This is a genomic window from Aquimarina agarivorans, from assembly GCF_000218485.1.
Classification (GTDB): domain Bacteria; phylum Bacteroidota; class Bacteroidia; order Flavobacteriales; family Flavobacteriaceae; genus Aquimarina; species Aquimarina agarivorans.
In genome coordinates this window covers 1-814 of the sequence record NZ_AFPB01000103.1, presented here as the reverse complement: position 1 = coordinate 814, position 814 = coordinate 1, and the positions used below count along the sequence as shown (strand labels likewise).

At 50.4% G+C, this 814-nt stretch carries 1 protein-coding gene; it reads right to left on the bottom strand.

Translation table 11 applies throughout. The features are described from left to right. Window positions 1–426: 426 nt before the first annotated feature. On the bottom strand, window positions 427–814 hold a 388-nt coding region (locus tag GMC_RS23430; protein ID WP_010521221.1), incomplete at its 5' end, for a tyrosine-type recombinase/integrase.

Genomic DNA, 814 nt, shown 5'->3' with positions numbered 1-814 from the left:
TAAGTGCTGTTCCCTGGTGCTTCCTCGCTCACTCGAGGGCTTCGCCCTGTCGCTCGACTGCGGCGAGCACTACTGGCTGTAAAAGGACAGACCACATCATGGTTCTGTGTTCATTAGGTTGTTCTGTCCATTGCTGACATAATCCGCTCCACTTCAACGTAACACCGCACGAAGATTTCTATTGTTCCTGAAGGCATATTCAAATCGTTTTCGTTACCGCTTGCAGGCATCATGACAGAACACTACTTCCTATAAACGCTACACAGGCTCCTGAGATTAATAATGCGGATCTCTACGATAATGGGAGATTTTCCCGACTGTTTCGTTCGCTTCTCAGTGGATAACAGCCAGCTTCTCTGTTTAACAGACAAAAACAGCATATCCACTCAGTTCCACATTTCCATATAAAGGCCAAGGCATTTATTCTCAGGATAATTGTTTCAGCATCGCAACCGCATCAGACTCCGGCATCGCAAACTGCACCCGGTGCCGGGCAGCCACATCCAGCGCAAAAACCTTCGTGTAGACTTCCGTTGAACTGATGGACTTATGTCCCATCAGGCTTTGCAGAACTTTCAGCGGTATACCGGCATACAGCATGTGCATCGCATAGGAATGGCGGAACGTATGTGGTGTGACCGGAACAGAGAACGTCACACCGTCAGCAGCAGCGGCGGCAACCGCCTCCCCAATCCAGGTCCTGACCGTTCTGTCCGTCACTTCCCAGATCCGCGCTTTCTCTGTCCTTCCTGTGCGACGGTTACGCCGCTCCATGAGCTTATCGCGAATAAATACCTGTGACGGAAGATCACTT